We start from the raw sequence: 19,535 nt of genomic DNA on the forward strand, positions 1-19,535 counted from the left end.
GGCATCACAAATTGCTGCTTTGGGCTTTGACCCCTATGTAAATGTTTATAACCCTGAAACAGTGGATGTAACACCACCAGAATTTCGTTCAGTGGAATTTTCATCCAATGAAGTAGATGTCAGTAATGGAGAGGTTACGGTTACTGTCCGTGTGAGTGTGTTTGAAGCAGAATCTGAACCGAATCACCTGTCATTATCACTAACTCCACCGACAGGTATTCCATCAAGTCAATCTAAGCAAATTATCTTTTTTCCGACAACAGGGCAAGGGTGGCAAGCTACATCAACGGCGGGTGTTTACACTCATGAAAGCACCGTTACCTTTGATGCTAATAGCGCTGCAGGTGTTTGGAGTGCCAAGGTCGACTGGATAGGTGACACCAATTCTAATACCGACTACAAAGATGTTACGGCATCACAAATTGCTGCTTTGGGTTTTGACCCCTATATTACGGTAAAATCTTCGGAGCCTCTCATGGATCTTCAATTACTAGTAAACTCCGCTAATCAGCTCAGCAAAAATGATATCGTGAGTAGTTTTTTACTCAGTATTGAAAATGCGCAGGAAAAACCAACTAGTTTTGAGTTTAAGTTTGACTATTCGGATGAGTTATCTTATCGCAAGCTTTCAGTAATTGGAGCAAGCTCTACTGCAATGAGCTGCTCTGTTTATTTTGGTAGCGGAAGTTGCGATGTATCAGTCAGTGATGACTGGGAATCTCTTTTCTTTAATTTGGAATTTGCACCAGGAGCACTTGGTATTAACGAAGTAAATGCTGAGGTAATATTTCAAGGGTATGAAGCTGACTCTACAAATAACTCTGCAACACATACATTTGTCTCAAAAGTTATTCGTCCAGCCCGAAATGACGTAAACGGCGATAGTAAATCCGACATCCTCTGGCGTAGCTACGCTAAAGGCTGGAACTTCCTGTGGACAATGGATGGCATACAAACGTCCGGTGTGGCGCCAATTAATGTAGTCCCTGAACCTAGTTGGGATATGGTTGGTCAGGGCGATTACAATTACGATGGTAAGTCGGATATTTTCTGGCGTAATCGTAATACGGGGCAGAACTTTATTTACCAAATGGACGGCTCATCTATTAAATCTCGTTACACACTGAACTATGTCAGTGCTACAGATTGGATCGTTGCGGGAAGCGGTGATTTCGATGGTGATGGTACAGGCGACGTTATGTGGCGCAATATCAACCGTGGAGACACTTGGTTTTACCTAATGGATAACGGTGTTATTGGCAGTAGCTTACCCTCTGAATGGGTAACGGACCTGAATTATCGGGTGGCAGCGATAGGAGATATCGACGGCGACGGTGATGATGATGTTATCTGGAGGAATGGCATTACAGGTGATAATGACATTTGGTTAATGCAGGATGGTCAGATTGCAGAGAAGTACAGCCTTAATACAGCTAATTCTGATTGGGATATTGCAGGCACCGGCGACCTGGATGGCGATGGTACCGATGACATCATTCTGCGAAATCAGGTGGATGGCCGGAACTGGGTCTATTTTATGGAGAATGGCCAGATACGCCGAAGCACTTTAATTAACACAGTCGCTGACACCAATTGGGAAATTGCCAACATTGGTGATTACGATGGTGACGGTAAAGCCGACTTTCTGTGGCGACATGTACCGAATGCCCGCAACTTAGTGCACTTAATGGATGGCACTGCAATTAAAGCCAAAGGCGTGTTACGGCCAACGGACAGTACCTGGCAGGTAGGTCGTTAAATTCATAAACAACACAAAAGAGGTCAGCATATTATGCTGGCTTCTTTATTTGTTCATTCTTAATCCAAATGCGTGTTACAGCTATTGCTTGAGTAACGGACAGCTTCAGTAGTGTGTTAATATAACCATCAGATATCAGCGTTGTTGTAACAGGTTAGGATGACTAGGACCTTATTTCTTCACGTAGGCCCGGCCAAAACGGGAACCAGTGCAATTCAGGCATTTTTTAAATCCAGAGAATTTGATTCCGTTTACTACCCCGAGGCTGGTCAATGGCCTGATGGCGCGCATCATAAGTTAGTCTTTGCAGCTAAAGGATTGCGTAAATATGGTGTAATTGATATTCCAGAATGGAGCGATTTAAAGCAACAGCTATATGCTGAGATAGCTGCAACTGATAAAGACATTTTCCTGAGCTCAGAAGTTTGTCAGCCTGATTTTATGGAAGTTGTCAGAGGAATCACCTCTCAATTCGGCTTAAAACTGGTGGTGATTATGGTATATCGGAATGCCATAGAAAGAGCGTCTTCAGTCTACAATCAGGATGTGAAGGACCCTGTGGTAGGTTTAAATTTAACGCCAGACGACTTCTTGCAACAGAAAGCCAATCAACTTCGGATACGACCGCTATTTGAGCGCTGGAGTAGGGAAGTCAATGATATTCGGTTGCTACCTTATGTCTCTGATAAACCATTATTAGAACGAATATGTGCATTGTTGGGTGTACAAACCACCACGGATGATGCGGCCAAGGTGTTTAACCGTTCGATGGGAGGGCATGCACTTCTGGCTATGTTGATTGCCAATAAATTACTTCCATCTGAAGAACAACGCCGGGCATTTTTTGATGCAATGCGTGCACTTACTGACTTTCGCATTTGGACGGGGAGTTCTTATCCCTTTAGCCGAGAGGCTGTTGAGATACTTAAAAAAGAACTGCAGGATGATTTTGATTGGGCCAAAGCAGAGATTGGAGCTGCTGATTCATCCACCTATACCTGGCGCGACCGATTTGTATTGAGCGCAGAGGAAGGCGACAAAATTATCGCGCTGCTCGATCAACAAGGATTATATGAAGATAACCAAACTATGATTCAGAATTTGCTAAGTAAATTTTCCATGAAGGACTGAAACAGAAGTGGTTCGCCTTTCGTTTTAGAATGGCTTTAAAGTTTGTAAGTTTGATTGCATTCAAAAGTCTTTTCCATTACCGTTAGGTTGAATTTTGTACTAAATACAAGGATGGTATTATGTTCAGAGAGGCTCGCCTTGCTCTGCAGTGGTTTATATATGTAAGCTTTGCTGCTCTTTTTATACATTCGAATGCTTTTGCAACTACCTATGGCAGTTTTCAGGACCTAATCGAAAATGAAGAGTTAATCTTTGGATATGGGTTTGATGCTACTGACGGATACTCGGTCCCACCTTCATTTATTTTGGAAAAAGATGATGAGGGTAATTGGTTAGCGTCAACTAATATTGTTTATACACTCTCACCGCAACTTGCTGTCTCGTTCCAGTTTGACAGTTCTAATCTGGTTCAGACCTATGCTGAAACAGCGACCACGGTTACGAATCCATATCTTTCTCTTTACGATGCTGAATTCGCGGAAAAATGGGGAGAGTCAGTAGCCACCCAGTTAATCGATGCTTATAACCAAGGGCTGTTATATAGCTCGTTGCTACAGTTGCAGGTTGACATATCGACAACCCAGGTGTCTATGACCATGACCTCTTCATCTGACAATGAAATTATTGTCGATATCGATTCTCAGGTAACGGAACGCCTCCATATTCCGCAAGAAGTGCTCGATAACCTCGCAGGAGGATGGCAAGGCAGTACATCACCTGAATACAGCTATACAGAGTCTGAAGAAGGGATCCGGCTGACTTTTGGGCATACATCTCTGGAAGTACCTGAGTGGACTGAAAATTTTGTCTCGTTACCGTTAGTGTCCAATTATACCGACTATGCAGGTAGTACAAATTACGGTTACGTGCAGGATTTATTCTGGAATCAGGGAAGTAACTCAAGCGCCAGCTCAACGGTGTTAGGTGAAGCATACACCTTACTTAAAGATACCACTGAGTTAACTTTAACAATTTCTGGCAACTCGTTTAACTATCACCTTTTAGAACAGATAAACGATTCGACCTGGACCGTGCTGGTTGATGCTGAAATGGCTGATCTCACCGAATACACCTTCGTTGGTGAATTGGTATTAATGGATGGTTCAGCCAGTGAGTTTCACGATAATCTGGTTACGACTTTCCCTTTCGCTCAAATGGCCCAAATTAATGCTAAATGGACAGAAAGTTATGATGAGCGCGGTCTGGTCATGTGCGATTACCTTTTCGGTTATGTGTTCCATGAAGACATGACTTTTACTCGTGGGGTCGGTTGTAATGACGATACCATTACCTATCCGGATTCAATCGGGCAATGGGTAGTGTCCGATACCGGTATCGAAATGTCGACCTCTACCAGTTATTTTGAAGCCAGAGAGCGAACCTGGATCCCACTGATGACCGACCCACAGGGTAGAACCTGGGTATTGGAATACAGTTTAGCTAAAGTAGTTGGTAACGATTTCTCCGGCTTTTTTATTGCGCCACGGATCAATCATATCGAGTTGCTGAATCTCAGCGACTACACCACCGAATATCAGAATGCTGGTTTTGATGGTGATAATGATGGGGATGGTTATGCAGATTCTGAAGATGCCGATGATGATAATGACGGCATGCCGGATGAGTTTGAAGCGCTCTACGGATTAAATCACTTAGACAGTAGTGATGGTACAGCTGATGATGATGGTGACGGCCTGTACAATTACACAGAGTATGAAATGGGTACGGATCCTAGTGATGCCGATACTGATGGTGATGGCGTTATAGACAGTGTAGATGGTTATCCGTTGGATACACTCAGAACCGATTCCACCGCAGAGTTATTCAGTTTCTCCTACACCTTTGACGCTAACACAAGAGGGACTGCAGAGCATGTTCTGGAGGGGATCGTTGAAGGCTTCCTGATGGAGGACGGGGATACCATCGTCATCTCAAAAGTCGTCAGTGCCAGTCTGGGCGGATTTGACTATGTTATTACCACGGATGCGGCCATACGGGCAGCCAATCCGGCCGATACCCCTAAAATGAGTTTTTCTGGCAACATACTGGATTTTTGGGTGTGTGTGCAAGGTTATACGTCCACCTACGATAATGGTGGTGGTGATTGCGCGTTTGGGCCAGAAGGCGGCTTTCTGATTTCCCCCTATGTTAATGCTAACACTGGTGACTGCCTTGCGTTCAGCGGTTCAGAGTGTTACGTCTGGGCATGGGCGGGTATCCCGGACCTGGGTGGCTCATACCGTGATGGTGATATTCCGGTAAACCTGAATAACTGGTCTGCCACAACGTATTCGACCACCAGAATACGTAACGACGTAGACGGCGACGGTAAGTCAGATCTTCTGTGGCGCAGTTATGCCAAGGGCTGGAATTTCCTGTGGGCCATGGACGGCACTCAAACCGCCGCGGCCACGCCTATCAACGTAGTACCCGAATATACCTGGGATATGGTGGGTCAGGGTGACTACGATGCCGATGGTAAATCGGATATTTTCTGGCGTAACCGAAATACAGGACAAAACTTTATTTATTTGATGGATGGTGCAGCATATAAGTCCCGCTATACCCTTAACTATGTTGGAGCTGCAGACTGGCGCTTAGCGGGTAGTGGCGACTTTGATGGTGATGGTACGGGTGATGTGCTGTGGCATAACGTCAACCGCGGCGACACCTGGTTCTACCTAATGGAAGGCGGTGTGATAAGAGACAGCCTGCCCTCACTATGGGTAACTGACCTCAACTATGAAATAGCGGCTACAGGCGACATAGATGGCGACGGCGATGACGATGTGATTTGGCGAAACACCGCAAGTGGCATTAACTATGTGTGGTTAATGCAAGGCGGTGCCATAGCTAACCGTTACACACTTAATAGTGTAAACACGGACTGGATTATCGCTGGCACTGGCGACCTGGACGGCGATGGCATTGATGACATCATCCTGCGCAATCAGGTAAGTGGTGAAAACTGGGTGTACTTTATGGAGGACGGCCAGATACGCCACAGCACTTTAATCAACACGGTAGCCGACACTAACTGGGAAATTGCCAACATTGGTGATTACGATGGCGACGGCAAAGCCGACTTCCTGTGGCGCCACGAGCTTGGCGCTCGTAACCTGGTACACCTAATGGATGGCACGGCGATTAAAGCCAAAGGCGTGTTACGACCTACGGATAACGCCTGGCAAGTGGCGAAGTAACAGGCATAAAGCAGTACGGCATAAAAGTCGAAATATATGAGTATTATTTTATGAAATGTAGTGGGCGAGTCCAAAGCTTTCCACATTTAACCATTCAATCGCAATGGTAGTATATTTTTAAAAACAATAATGATAGCGACTGGTAGGGTGATAGGAGTAATAGTGAAGCAGTAACTAGCCGGTTTAGTAATAAATAGTCAAATGGCAAAAGAACGAATTTATGAAATTAAAGATACTGCTTTGTATTTTAAGTACTGTTTTTGTACTGTGTTTTTCAAGGTCGGGTCAGGCTGATAGCGCTGGTACCGAAAAGTGGACTATTCCTTTTGGTGAGTTTGGGCCTTCATTGCCTTCCATCGACTACGAAGGAAATATATATGTAATATGGAACAATACAATATTTTCTTATAAACCAGATGGTATGTTGAACTGGCAATTTGCTACTGATTTTTCGTTGTGGGGATTAATGATCGGTGAAGGAGCAAACCTTTATGCTCTCGCAAAAACATCTGATGGCTCGCAAGTGATTGCGCTCAGTCTGGCGGGAGAATTACAGTGGTCATATACCGTAGAAAAAGATGAAGAGAGAATTTATAGTTTTGCTGTTGGTCCGGAGCATTCTATTTACCTCGCTCAAAGAAGCGCCAAATTATCTAAACTCGATAGTAGCGGAACCTTATTGTGGACCACACAAATAGGGGATAGCGAGCAAGTCTCATATGTTGGTCAGCCCCTTGTAGCACAGGATGGTACAGTCTATGTCAAGAATGACAATAAGATTCATGCTGTAGACACCACGGGAGTTTTAAAATGGGTTTATGCGAACCCATCCTACCTCGATTTGGAGGGGGTCTCAGCAATTGGGAATGACGGTACAATTTTTCAAGCACTAGAGGAGGGCACTCTTCTTGCCATTAATCCAAATGGCACCTTGAAATGGCAGTATTTAGCCGCTGAATTCGACCGTGGTGATGAAACCAATGTTAGTTGGGACCATATAGAAAGCTCTCCGGTCATCGCAGAAGATGGCACCGTGTACTACAGTGGATCGTATACGGGCATTCACGGTATTTCGGCACAAGGTCAACTAAACGTAAACATTAAATATGCCGCTGACAGCATCTCAATTGGCAACGATGGGGTGCTTTATCTTGATAACTTTTTTGCTGTAAGTGCCATAAATCCTGATGGTACCGAGCGTTGGTCGTACTCCACTAATCAAGGTTACGCAGCAATTTGGGACTTTGACCTTGTAACAACGAACCGTGGGGTCAATGGTGAGGTTTATGTTTCGACTATGACTGATCTCATCGCTATCAATAGCGACAGTGGTATAATTGCAAACAGTTCGTGGGCCAGACATGGGGGGAACGCCAGGAATAATTGGTCAACGGTTTCTCATCGTGTACCTGATGATTCTGATGGAGACGGTTTATTTGACGAAGATGAGCTGAACCATCTAAACACTGACCCCCATAACTTTGATACCGATTTTGACGGTGTCGCGGATAATATTGAAATAGAAAGAGCGTCAGATCCTACGAACAGTTTAAGTTTTCCCGGAAGCGAAGGTACACTGAAATGGCGGTATTTTGTTGGCGAAAAGTTTAGAACAGAATCCCCACGGCTGTTGAGCAACCAGCGTGTTTATATTGAAAGTAGGAATGCTCGTTATGTTTTCAGCAAAGAGGGGCAGTTAACCTGGTCAGACAATTTTTATAACAGATATCAAAACACATTCACTTCTTTATATGACAGCCCTTATATCTACGTAACGACCAATGGTATTTCCGCTTACGTGCTTGCAGAAGATAAAATGGAGTCGGACCAAAATTCAACAAAGCAGCTCTTACTTTATGAAACTGCGGATGATTCTTCAACGGCTGCATTTTTAGATACAAACAATATTGAACAATCGCCGGAAATGGTTGAAAAACAATGGTCGGCACCTTGTTCATTTCCCAGTGAGCCCGCTATTCATGCTAATGGCACGGTTTATTTCTCATGTACAGGGACAGTACTATACGCCTATAACAATAAATCCGGTACCTTGCACTGGTCTCTTGATTTGACCGAAACTCCCAGTACTCGAAGCAGCTCGTATTGGATTTGGTCTTCTCCAGCACTCGGCGTCGACGGCACAATTTATGTTGCTTCGAAGTACGGCGAGCTGTATGCGGTAAACCCGGATGGTTCTATCAAATGGGTGTTTAATACCGAGTCTGCAATTCATGCATCTCCGGTTGTTGATTCGGATGGAACAGTTTATTTAGGAGCAATTAACGGAGTGTTTTATGCCGTTAATCCAGATGGCTCGTTGAAATGGTCATTCACTACTGAAAATGCCATCATTGGTAGTGCTGCAATTGGAGCTGATGGTGTTATATACGTTGGATCGATGGATAGCTATATGTACGCTTTATCGTCTACAGGTGAATTGCGATGGAAATACAGAACTGGCAATCCAATCGGATCTTCTCCCGCAATCGCAGATGATGGAACTGTGTATTTTGGCTCCCAGGATGGTTATGTTTATGCACTGTACAGCACTAGTCAAGGGCTGATGGATAGCACCTGGCCCAAGTATGCCAAAGACAATAGTTTAAGCAGCTTTTTAGCCTGGGAAGACCTGCCTGAGGGCGATGTAGATAACGACGGCGTGATAAACGAACATGACAACTGCCCATTAACCGCAAACCCGGATCAGTACAACAACGATGGGGATTTAGCTGGCGATGCTTGCGACGACGATGATGATAATGACGGCATTGACGATATAGCTGACGCATACCCGTTCGTTTCAATTGGTGGGTTACCAGATAACGACGGCGACGGTGCCCCTGATACTTGTGATGTAATTTGTATTGCTTCGGGTATGCAGGCCGACGAAGACGATGACAATGACGGTGTGAGTGACACAGAAGACTTTTTTCCTTTTGATGCAAAACGTTTTCGCGCATATGCCGCCTATAGCGACGTAAATGGCGATGGGCGTTCGGATATATTATGGCGCAGTAACACGAAAGGTTGGAATTTTCTCTGGGCGATGGAAGGATTAGTACCGACTATTTCACCAATTAACGTCGTACCTGAAGCCGCTTGGCAAATGGCTACACTCAGTGATTTTGATGGCGATCGTAAAACAGATATATTCTGGCGCAACGAGCTAACAGGTGAAAATGTTATTTACCTCATGGATGGTTCAGGCATTAAAACCAAAAAACCACTGAATTACGCAACCCCCGGTGTTTGGGAGCTAAAAAGTAGCGGTGATTTTAATGGGGATGGTAAGGAAGATGTATTGTGGCGTAATACTGAAACTAAAAATACCTGGGCGTTCCTAATGGATGGAGACAAAATTGCAGGGTACAGCCCGTTGCTTCGAGTAACTAATCCTGATTTTCGCATAATCGCCACTGGCAATGTAGACGGTGACGAAGATGATGATGTTATATGGATAAATACATATCGTGCAGTGTTTGTTTGGCTGTTAAATGACGCAAAAATGGAAAGCGTATACCGTCTCACGGTGCTGCACGAGAACTGGGTTGTTGCTGGATTTGCCGATATGGACGGAGACGGTACCGATGATTTGATTACCCGCAACGAAGAAAATGGATTGGTATGGGTCTATTTTCTGAATGATGGCCAAATCAGAGAAGGGGCTCAGCTTTATCAGGTTGAAAATCTCAACTGGCAACTGGTTCATACAGGCGATTATAACGGCGATGGCAAAGCTGATATTTTCTGGCGAAATGTTGAGAGTGGCGAAAACATAGTGCACCTGATGGACGGCGCTACAATCGCAGCAAAAGGGGTTTTACGAACTCTCGATAACAGTTGGGTAGCAGCACAGTAGAACAGATTACCCGAAACATTGCTGGTTACTGTCGGTGAAAGTGCTACTTTAAAACCTTACAAATATCACTGTCCTGGTTGGCACCACTAAGCCATTGCCAGGCGGGTTGTACTACCGGCATGTTGTGCATGTATCCTGCAAACAGCCCGAACGGTGTGTTCTTAAAGTCCTTGGAAGGGTCTGCATTGTAGCGGTCGTTGCCAATGGTCCAGGCAAAAGTGGCCATCGTTAACGTTGTTGAACATCGGGTTGCGTGGGTAAATCCCTTAAAATAGGCAAGTTGATCCTTTGTGGTGTACTGAACATCCTCTGCAGGGTTACTCAGGCGGAATCCATATTCATCAACCCAGGCCGGTTTGTGATTGGCAACAGATTGGTAAGCCGTTAAAAATGGAGTAATGGCTCTGCTATATGCTTGCCAGTCGGCACCCGGCGGCAACGAGCGGTTATACAGGTTAATGGCGATAACCGGAATGTCAGGTAAGTGGGTGAGTGTCCAGTTAACGTAGTTTTTCAGATCCTGGGTGGTTTGATAAGTCACCGTATCAAAAGAATAATTCAGTGCTTTTAGATTTGTAGGGTGAAGGGTGAAATGGCGATACACCGCTGTAAGCCATTTTGCATGGCGTTTTACTCTGGCTGGTTGCACATCACCACCTAGCATCACCATACCAATACTTGAATGATCGAGTTGCGTGAGTACAGACTCAAAAAAGATGATGTCATTACTGATGTCTGAAAAACTATCGCTGCCACCTAATACTAACTCAACAGTAAAACCATAAGAGCTGATTTCGTTCAATAAATGGTTAATTGCTAGTGCCTGAACGGCGGGAAACTCCGGGTAAATGGCAGGCATTGAGTACTGGCATCGTGATGAATAGATCTGATAAAACCCTCTGCCAATGAGCAGGCGTATCCAGTTAAAACCTGCCTCCTTTACCGCCTGTAAGGTGTTATGCAAGCGTGCCTTAATCTCCTTATTAGTGCCTTTGCAGGCATTGTCACCGTCGGCTAGTTTTTGTATCACCTGAGGTAAGTCTTCCTGATCCCGACCATCCAGATAAAATAAGTTAACCCCCCGTATACCTGCTCTAAAATGTTCATCCAAACTGGCCGTTGCCCGCACGGGGGAGGTAAATAAAAATAAAAATGCAACCGAGGTGCAGCCCAATAGGTAATGCAACGGTAAAAAAGAAAATAAGTTTAACCCGGTAGCTTTCATCTGTGGTCCGTTTTTAAGAAAGGAAACAACCGGGTAATACCAGTGCCAATAAGCCGGTATTGCTTGTTTTTCGAGGTTTCATTTAGTGCTAAACTAACCCCACGTACACGCTCTGGGAAGGAAACCATTATGAAAATACTTGTAGCGATAGTCATCCTGTTAGCCTTGGTAATTGTTTATCGGGTTGCCATTTTTTCTGATGATACACAAGAAACAGCGCAAGATATTCAACCTGCTGAACAAAGCAGTGCGGGTAATACAGCTCAGCCTGTATCGGATGATATTGCAGAGTTACCAACCAAAATTCAACCCATTGAATCGACTACCAACGCAGCAGCAAAAGAGATAGGTTTAATTACCGATCCTGACTTAATTGCAGAAATTGAGCGCGATATGCAATTTAGCCCCGCACCGGAAGGCGACGTGTCTTATATGTCGCCAGAAGCGGAAACGGTTCAGATAAACGAGCCCTTCCCGGGTGAAAAGCCGGATCCAACCCTTACTATGCCGGGTAATAATATTATTTATGCCGATTCACCGGAACATGAAATTGGTAAACCGCTTGATCCAAAAACCAAAATGGATGACAACGGAAAATAATCTCCCAGACAATATTGGCAAAATAAAAGCTACTCGGTTAACGTAGTACGCTGCCCAAACATAACAAAAAAATCAGGTAGTCTAAGTGGCAAGAAATGAAATTGTAGTTAGTGATGTATTGTTGAATAATCTAAACGAACATCGCGTTTATTTTTCCACGCTCGGTGGCGATAAGGTTCAGGGCAGGTTCAGAGCGGGAGAGGCATTGCATTATCTTGATGAAGTGGTTATAGAACCCTATAGCTGTTACATCAATGGTAGCTTTTTATTTTCAATCGGTGCTTTTAGCTTTTCTCGCAGTCCGTTACCTCTGAACACCACGGTAGGCAGATATTGTTCAATAGGTGCAAGAGTCTCAGTGATGGGGCCGGATCATCCAAAATCACGTTTTACTTCAGCTTCCGTTACTTACGACAATCACTTTAAAATGTGTACACAGTATTTTGCCGACAAAACAGAACTCTCAATTAGGCAGGCCCCCAATCGGGAACCTAAAAATGGTTTAGGCGTGACTATTGGCCATGATGTCTGGATTGGTGAAGATGTTACTCTGGCGCGGGGCGTGACCATTGGGCATGGCGCTATTTTGGCCGCAAAAGCCACAGTAACAAAAGATGTGCCACCCTATGCCATTGTGGGCGGTACGCCTGCTAAGGTAATCAAATACCGCTTTGCACCAGATATCGTAGAACAACTGTTGGCGTTACAATGGTGGAATTTCGAATTGGCAAACTTAGTAGAAAACCAGAATATGGATATGCCAATCGAAGACTTTGTGACCATGGTTAGTGAAAAAGTAATGCAAGGCACGCCCACGTTTGCCCCCGCGGTTATCGACAGTGCTTGGTTAAAAGGGCAGTCACAATGAAAATAGTGGTTGCAGGTAACTGCCAGGCAAGGCCTTTAGCGCATCTGCTGAGTAAGCTAAATCCGCAAATCACGATCACCGCAACACCGATTGTGCACTTATTGCAGCCAGAGGATGAGGCCGCTTTTCGGCCCGCGCTGGATGAAGCAGATATTATCATTACCCAACTCATCGCCGACGGCTATCCGTGTGAGTTTATCCGTACCAAAAAGTTAAAAGAACGCTATGGCGATAAAGTAAAAACGATCCTTAACTTATACTTTACAGGCTACAACCCGGATTTACGCTACCTGCGGCATCCTCAGGTTGGAACCTTACGAGGGCCTTTGGGGGATTATCATAATCACACCATTATGACAGGTTGGATGCTAGGCATTAGTCAGGCCCAGGTAGTACGTTGGCTCAATGATCCGTTCTTTAATCAGCAGGAATACGCACAGGCGTCACGAGCTTCGCTTGCGGAGCTAAAAAGTCGCGAAGAACACGTGGATGTGCCCATTGTTGATGTGATTGACGCCGGTTATCAGCAACAGCGGTTCTTTTTTACGTTTAACCATCCTGCAGCATTGTTGTTAGCGCAATACGCACAGCGCATATCCCAGCAAGTGTTAGGCATGTCATCAGAAATCCCCGTTGATTTAATAAACAGTGAATTTCTGGATCAACTGATCCCAAAAATCCCCCCTGGACTGGGCTTTGGAAACGCACCCAAAACGACCAGCAAAGGGCAGGAAGTGCTCTCTGTTAACGGCGCAAAAATAGAGCTTGGGGCAGAAAAAAACTATACTGATGAAGAGTTGGTGGCATTGTTTTATCAGATTTACACAGAAAACGCCGAATTTATAAGAGAAAAATATGATACCTAAGGTAATAGTGCAATTTTGGAACACGGCAGACATTCCAGAGGATGTCGCTGAGCTTATGGAAACCTGGAAGCAGCATAACCCTGATTTTCGGCATCTGGTATTTGATTTTGAGCAGGCCGCCAGCTTTATCGAAGTGAAATATGGCGCAAAAATACGGGATTTGTTTTTAAGTGCAGCGCTACCTGCCATGCAGTCAGATATTTTTCGTGTAGCGTATTGCCTGGCGAAAGGAGGCTTTTATATTGATGCCGGTACACGTTGTAAGGCGCCACTGGAATCACATATGCCAACGGATGGTAGCTTACTGCTTATGCGCAAATGGCACGGTGGTATATGGAACGGCATGATAGCCTGTGAGGCCAACCAACCAGAGTTGCAAAAAATATGGGACAAGATTATTCATAATTTAAAAGCCAGGGAAACCCAGGACGTATGGCAGGTAACCGGGCCTAAGTCATTTAACCAGGTGGTAAACCACAGTAAAGAAGGCAGCAAAATCCAGGTGGTAGAGCAAAAGGATATTGCCTTTTTCGATATCGTGAGTGATTTAAAATATAAAGCCAATCACTGGTCTGAAGTGCAGAAAACACAAAATATCTTTAAGTAAGTTTTCGTAAGAGAAGATAGTTAATGTCTAAAAAGTTATTCGTTGCCCCTAATCACCATTTATTAAGGTATGCCCAAAAAGCCATTGGTGAAGAAATTTCTGAAAGCACAATAAAAGCGGGTTATCTGCATGCAGAGTATGACTGGCAGGATATCGATGATGAGGATGACATTAGCACAGAAGACTTAATCTCTCTGATTACCGCGGGATCTGCGGACTCACCCTGTGTTTATGTGATAAAAGAAAATACTGACACACACCAGTTATTGCTGCCACCGGTCTCTGCCTGGATTATGCTCGTTAACGAACAACAATCATGCCCTGTGGAATCGGCGGTAAATAATTGGCTTGAATATATTGACTGCGCAAAACAGCTTCTTTTGTTATACCCTGGTCAGGTGGTGGCAACCTGGCCCCAGGCACTGGGAAACAGTTCGATTATCGAACAACAACTGCAACTCATTCTGGCACAGGACCCTCGCATTGCAATTGCCACACAGGAGTGGCAATCTTTTGTGGTGAGTTCAGGTAGTGAGCCCTCCGCAATCGCATTAGCCAGTGAGCTTTTAATACAAAAGCAAACGCAGGCAGAGAGCGAGAAAGAAAACTTTCAGGCTAAGGTGGCGTTAAAGCAGGAGATCAGCGACTTAAATGATGAACTCGCTAAAGTATGTGCAGAACGCAACACGCTGGCAGAGCTAGAGCCGCAGTTAAACGCCAAGCGTACCGAACTTGAACAATCCCAACAGTCTGTCGCCACCTTACAAGAGGAGTTAAAGCAAAGCCAGGCCGCTCACCAACAGGTAAATACGGCGCTTAACACCAAAGAAGCCCAACTTGGCGTTTTGGCAGAAGAGGTTGAGCAACTCAAAACCACACTCTCTCAGCATGAAGAACTAAAAGCCGTGTTAGAGAAAACCCAAACACACCTCACAGATCTTCAGGAAGAATACCAAAGCGCTTCGCAAGAAAAACTTCAACTGGTATCCAGGCTCGAAAAAAGCCATCAACAACTGGAGGAAAAAGTCAGTCAGCTCGAAGCGGCAAACGTACAAATTAGCCAGTTGCAGACAGAGAATGAAAAGCTAGCAGACAGCAATAAAACCGCCGAAAACGAACTCAACCAAGTAAAAAACAAAGCTGTTGAACTGGAAGCGCAGTTAAACGCTGCAGGTAATGAACTTGAAGAACAAAAAAATGAGCTGGAGTTGGCAACCCTGCAGGTTACCCAGTTGCAGCAAGAGTTAGAGCAGCTCGCACAAGACAAAAAGGCTTTAGAAGATGTCCTCGAGAAATCTGCCACTAAAGAGAAGATGCAGGCAGAGCAGCTCAATGATAATAGCAAGGCGCTCACAGAAGCCCAGGAAGAGCTACAATTAGTAACACTGCAACTAAGCCAGTTACAAGAAGAACTGGAAAGTGTTTCTACCAAAGAGCAGAACCTGCAAACGGCGCTACAAAGCGTCAAAGCAGAAGCGGAGCAAGCAAAATCCGAAGCCAGCCTATCTGCAAGCAAATACAGCGAGAGTTGCGCCGAACTGGAACTGGCGACTCTGCAACTTGTTCAGCTACAAGAAGAGTTGGAGCAGGTATTCGCCAGAGAGCAGACCGCATCTAAAGCATTGAGTGATGCAGAAATAGCGCAAGCCGCGGCTAAACAAAATGCCGACGAGGCAACAGCACAACTTGGTGTATCTCAGCAAGAAATAGAGTTGTTAACCTTACAACTTAGCCAGTTACAAGAAGAGCTGGAACATTATTTTGTGGCTTATCAAAAGCTCAAAGCCGACAGCTCAACCGCAGCAAGAGATGCTGAGTGTTACTGGCAGGATATTATCAAAGCTCGCAGCAACACTTTCCTGGTTGCACAAAAGGTGCAGATAACGGGCGGCTTCGATAAAGACAATGTTCACCGACTTATTACCCGCTTAAATCAGGTTACTAACCTGAAAACCAAGTGGGATGCCTTCTCGGTAATGTTTAACGACCGTAATGGAAAACTTGATATCGAGTTTCATGCGCCTTCAGAAAACCGAATCTACCCTCTTTCTGAGTTTGTAAAAACCGGCAGCAGTGCGGTATGTGATTACAGCATTATCAAGCCGTTTGAAGGCCTGAGCTGCACAGTGCTGAGTGCACTTGGATATGAGGACAAGTCTTTACTTACAGAGATTGTAAGGGAAGTGTGCATTCACTTGCAGAATGAATCCTGTGAAGTGTTGAAGCAGGCTGAACAAGTTAATATACAAGCCTGGCTTCCTAAATTAGAGCGAATGCTTGAAGCGTTGAGTTCGCCAGACTCAATGACGACAATTCTCGAAGACCTTCTTACTGAGTCAGAAGAACCAGTTGATGCAGAAAAGCAGGCAAAAGCGCTGGAACAAGAGTCACCAGTCACCGTTACAGAGCTCGCAGGTGAGCCAACTATTCCTGCGCCCGAGGGAATTCCCCAAGTAGCAGATGATTTAAGCTTTACTAAATTAACGCTCACTCAAAACATGGTGGCAGAAACTAACCAGCATTTATCTATCCGCGCGGACAATCTGAGCTATGCTGATCGGACATTTGAGAAATTCGAGTTTAAAATCGGCGCAAAGCGCATAGACAAACATGGCTTTACTCAATTTGGCAGTATTGAATTAAGAGAGCAACAAGGCGTTGCGCCAATATCTGACTGGAGTATTGCTGCAGAGGATAAGTGGGGTAAAAAGCTGGTATTGAGCTTAGGACCCATTATCACCGCCGCTGAAAAGCAAAACATAATGTCTCTGAATAGCCAGGATCAGGCTTTCGTAAGGGCGTTTCTATCCGCTTTAATAAAGCACATTCATAAATTAGATTTGAGTGATATCGAGCCGGCCAACCCATTAAGCGACTGGCATGCCATGCTCATCTCTATGCTGGACCAATTCAACCAAACTGCGCCAAAACCAGCGGAGAAAGGTGAATGAAAGAACTTTTACAACTCGCGAGGGGAATTTCAGAACCTCTGGTTAATGCTATGCTTTACGGCATTGCTGATATTGTAACCATGGATGACTTGCTAAATATTAATGCTCATCGATTAATAATTGTAGAGCCTGACCCGGTCGCTTTTGCAAAATTAGAAGCGTGGCAATCGTCTATGGCTGATTCTGCAATTGACATAGTTTGTTATCATGCGGTTCTGGATTCAGAACAAGTGAACGTTACGTTATATCAGTCAAGTCAACTAGGATTTAGCTCTACAGAAAGTCCTAATCGAATTAAACTGTATCGTCCTGGTCTGAAATTCACACCTACCGTAGTGCCGGCAAAACCAATAGATTACTTCATAGCTAAGTATAATATTCTGCGAGAAGAACAAAATATGCTGATGCTTAATTGTAATGGTGCAGAGGCCGGGGTGTTGGGATTAGAACAGACAGAAAATTTTAACATAATCGTTGTACGTACCAGCAATGACCCACTTTACGGTAGTAATAGGAATAATATGGGGCTTTCTTCAGGTGCCGGTTATTGCTCATTAAAACAACGAGGTCAGCAAAAACCCTATATTAATTTGTTGTTGCAAAGAGCGGTAGGCTGGCAGGCCTCGCAAGCGCAACTTTTGTCTTTACAGAAAGAGTTGAACGAAGAAAAAACTAGAAATAGTCAGCATGCCGAATCAAAAGAAACGCTAATTACCGATTTGGAAAAAAGCGCAGCCTTAGTAGAGCAGCTGCAAGCTTCATTAAGTACAGTTACACAACAGAATGAAGATTTATCAAAGCAGTTGGAATCAGTCAGGGAATATAACTCGAAGAATAGACAGTGGGCTGAGAGTGCTGAAAGTGCAAAGGCAAAATTGGATGCTGAATTGGGGGCTTTGATAGTTAAAACTGAAGAGTTAAAGAACGCAATTTCAAACCTTGAGAGCGAAAATGGTCTTAAAGAGGAAAAATTGAGCGAGGTGACGCAGTTACAACGATCGTTAGAGCAAAAAGCTGGACAGTTAGAAAAAGCGTTAGAGCAGAGCAATCATGAAAAAGAAGAGCTGCGCGGAATTAATGCTACCAATTGTGAAAAAATTATAGAACTAACAGCGACCAATGGGCGACTCAAGGAGGAAGCTAACCGTCAGGCTAATACAATTTCTAAGCTTGAGGAAGACCAATCTGCGTTGCAGTGTCATCTTGAAAGTTTACAGACTAGAGAATTACAAGCCAGTACAACAGCTAAGTTGAACGCAAAACTCTTAATTAAATTGCAAGCTGATTTGAGTCATTTACGACATCAACATGAAGAAAAGCAAAAAAACGTATCAGAGTTGGAGTCGCTTGTTGCAGAATTGCATCAAAAACTTCAGCAGGCTGCAACTTTCTACCACAGGTTAGAAAGAGAGTACCCGGAGTTACTTGTGGAAAGTGTGAAGTCATGAGCGGAGATAGCACCGACTTCAAGAGAATGCAAAATGAGCTGCAGTCAGCTTTGGATATCCTGGATTCTCGCCGACCAGAATTGAGCAGAAGCATTTCAGCTTACGAAAATAATGCCGAATCTTTACCTATTAGTGAAACAGACAGCTTGTTAGAAAGGTGTCGGCAGGTGGCTAACACTCGAAGCGCAGCCGTTAAGCCGACCATAAGGGTTATTCACCATCTTGCTTGTAGCGGTGGTAGTTTAATTTCTAAATGCATAGCGTCTTTGCCGAATGTTTTTCTTCTGAGTGAGGTTCACCCCGATACAACTTTGCATATGTGGCATGATCGCCCCCAGTATTTACCTTCCGATATCTCAACACTTTCCAGGTACGCAAAAGTCCCAGACGTTGATATTCTGGCTCGAGAAATTTTTCAGCAGAATATTCGAACAACAGAGGCTCATGTTCGGCGTCTTGGGGGAACTTTAGTGTTGCGAGATCATTCTCATGCTGACTATTTTGTTAGTAAGGATGTAAAGAGTGAATCGTCGGTTGTTGATGTGTTAAGTGACCACTTTGATTTTCGTAGAGTGGTCACCATTAGAAACCCGGTAGATAGTTACCTTTCTTTGGTCAGCAACAATTGGGAGCATTACACTCCTAAAGGGTTTGAAGAGTACTGTAAGCGCTACTTAGCATTTACAAGTGAATATTCATCTAAGCAAATTCTCAAGTACGAGGATTTTGTGGATAAACCTAAAAAACTTATAAAGAAAATTGCTAGGATACTGGATCTTCCCTTTTCCGAAAGTTTTCTTGATTCGTTTGATACAATCGACATCACTGGAGATAGTGGTAGAACTGGTGCCGATATCGCAAAGCGCGATCGGCGAGCTCTTTCAAGGGAAGAATATAATAATATTTGCTCCTCAAAAGCATATAAAAAGATTCTAAGAAAGTTTAACTATACATTACCGCAAGCACCGGAATGAGCATAATGAGAAGATTCGATATGCGCTTGTATGCTATCAAGAAT

Annotated in this window: 12 protein-coding genes; 11 read left to right on the forward strand and 1 reads right to left on the reverse strand. The window is 44.3% G+C overall.

The window, feature by feature from the left end; genetic code table 11:
• The 4 genes from BUB81_RS21620 to BUB81_RS21635 form a co-directional block, all read left to right on the forward strand.
• Nucleotides 1-1,759 (forward strand): FG-GAP repeat domain-containing protein (locus tag BUB81_RS21620; protein WP_073325445.1); only part of this gene is annotated, 1,759 nt, incomplete at its 5' end.
• Nucleotides 1,760-1,918: 159 nt separating this feature from the next.
• Entirely contained in the window at nucleotides 1,919-2,890 is a 972-nt protein-coding gene (locus BUB81_RS21625) for a hypothetical protein (protein WP_073325446.1), read from the forward strand.
• Between the two features lie 119 nt (nucleotides 2,891-3,009).
• Nucleotides 3,010-6,093, forward strand: coding sequence for an FG-GAP repeat domain-containing protein (locus tag BUB81_RS21630; RefSeq protein ID WP_073325447.1), 3,084 nt, complete (start codon nucleotides 3,010-3,012; stop codon nucleotides 6,091-6,093).
• Nucleotides 6,094-6,313: 220 nt separating this feature from the next.
• Nucleotides 6,314-9,952: an outer membrane protein assembly factor BamB family protein gene (locus BUB81_RS21635; RefSeq protein ID WP_073325448.1), complete on the forward strand. Its 3,639-nt coding sequence runs from the start codon at nucleotides 6,314-6,316 to the stop codon at nucleotides 9,950-9,952.
• Between the two features lie 43 nt (nucleotides 9,953-9,995).
• Here BUB81_RS21635 and BUB81_RS21640 read toward each other — a convergent pair whose 3' ends face one another.
• Nucleotides 9,996-11,063 carry a hypothetical protein gene (locus BUB81_RS21640; RefSeq protein WP_139241666.1) on the reverse strand — a complete coding sequence of 356 codons (1,068 nt, stop codon included), beginning with the start codon at nucleotides 11,061-11,063 and terminating at the stop codon, nucleotides 9,996-9,998.
• Between the two features lie 243 nt (nucleotides 11,064-11,306).
• On the opposite strand from BUB81_RS21640, the gene BUB81_RS21645 reads away from it, so the two are divergent.
• The 7 genes from BUB81_RS21645 to BUB81_RS21675 all read left to right on the forward strand — a co-directional run bounded on the left by BUB81_RS21645 (nucleotide 11,307) and on the right by BUB81_RS21675 (nucleotide 19,491).
• A complete protein-coding gene (locus BUB81_RS21645; RefSeq protein ID WP_073325450.1) occupies nucleotides 11,307-11,777 on the forward strand; it encodes a hypothetical protein in 471 nt (156 codons plus the stop codon).
• A gap of 85 nt (nucleotides 11,778-11,862) precedes the next feature.
• Nucleotides 11,863-12,645 (forward strand): CatB-related O-acetyltransferase, encoded by a 783-nt coding sequence (locus BUB81_RS22440; protein ID WP_139241667.1) that lies wholly within the window; start codon nucleotides 11,863-11,865, stop codon nucleotides 12,643-12,645.
• Nucleotides 12,642-13,511: a WcbI family polysaccharide biosynthesis putative acetyltransferase gene (locus BUB81_RS21655; protein ID WP_073325452.1), complete on the forward strand. Its 870-nt coding sequence runs from the start codon at nucleotides 12,642-12,644 to the stop codon at nucleotides 13,509-13,511. Before BUB81_RS22440 ends, BUB81_RS21655 begins: the two co-directional genes overlap by 4 nt.
• On the forward strand, nucleotides 13,501-14,118 hold the full coding sequence (locus BUB81_RS21660) for a glycosyltransferase family 32 protein (protein WP_073325453.1): 618 nt from the start codon (nucleotides 13,501-13,503) through the stop codon (nucleotides 14,116-14,118). The genes BUB81_RS21655 and BUB81_RS21660 overlap by 11 nt, the downstream gene beginning before the upstream one ends.
• Before the next feature lie 23 nt (nucleotides 14,119-14,141).
• Entirely contained in the window at nucleotides 14,142-17,069 is a 2,928-nt protein-coding gene (locus BUB81_RS21665) for a coiled-coil domain-containing protein (protein ID WP_073325454.1), read from the forward strand.
• Nucleotides 17,066-18,517, forward strand: a complete 1,452-nt coding sequence (locus BUB81_RS21670) for a coiled-coil domain-containing protein (RefSeq protein WP_073325455.1) — start codon at nucleotides 17,066-17,068, stop codon at nucleotides 18,515-18,517. The genes BUB81_RS21665 and BUB81_RS21670 overlap by 4 nt, the downstream gene beginning before the upstream one ends.
• The gene (locus BUB81_RS21675) at nucleotides 18,514-19,491 is read left to right on the forward strand and encodes a sulfotransferase (RefSeq protein WP_073325456.1); all 978 of its coding nucleotides are present in this window, start codon (nucleotides 18,514-18,516) and stop codon (nucleotides 19,489-19,491) included. Before BUB81_RS21670 ends, BUB81_RS21675 begins: the two co-directional genes overlap by 4 nt.
• Nucleotides 19,492-19,535 lie beyond the last annotated feature (44 nt).

The organism is Marisediminitalea aggregata, from assembly GCF_900129565.1.
In the GTDB taxonomy this organism is placed as follows: Bacteria; Pseudomonadota; Gammaproteobacteria; order Enterobacterales; family Alteromonadaceae; genus Alteromonas; species Alteromonas aggregata.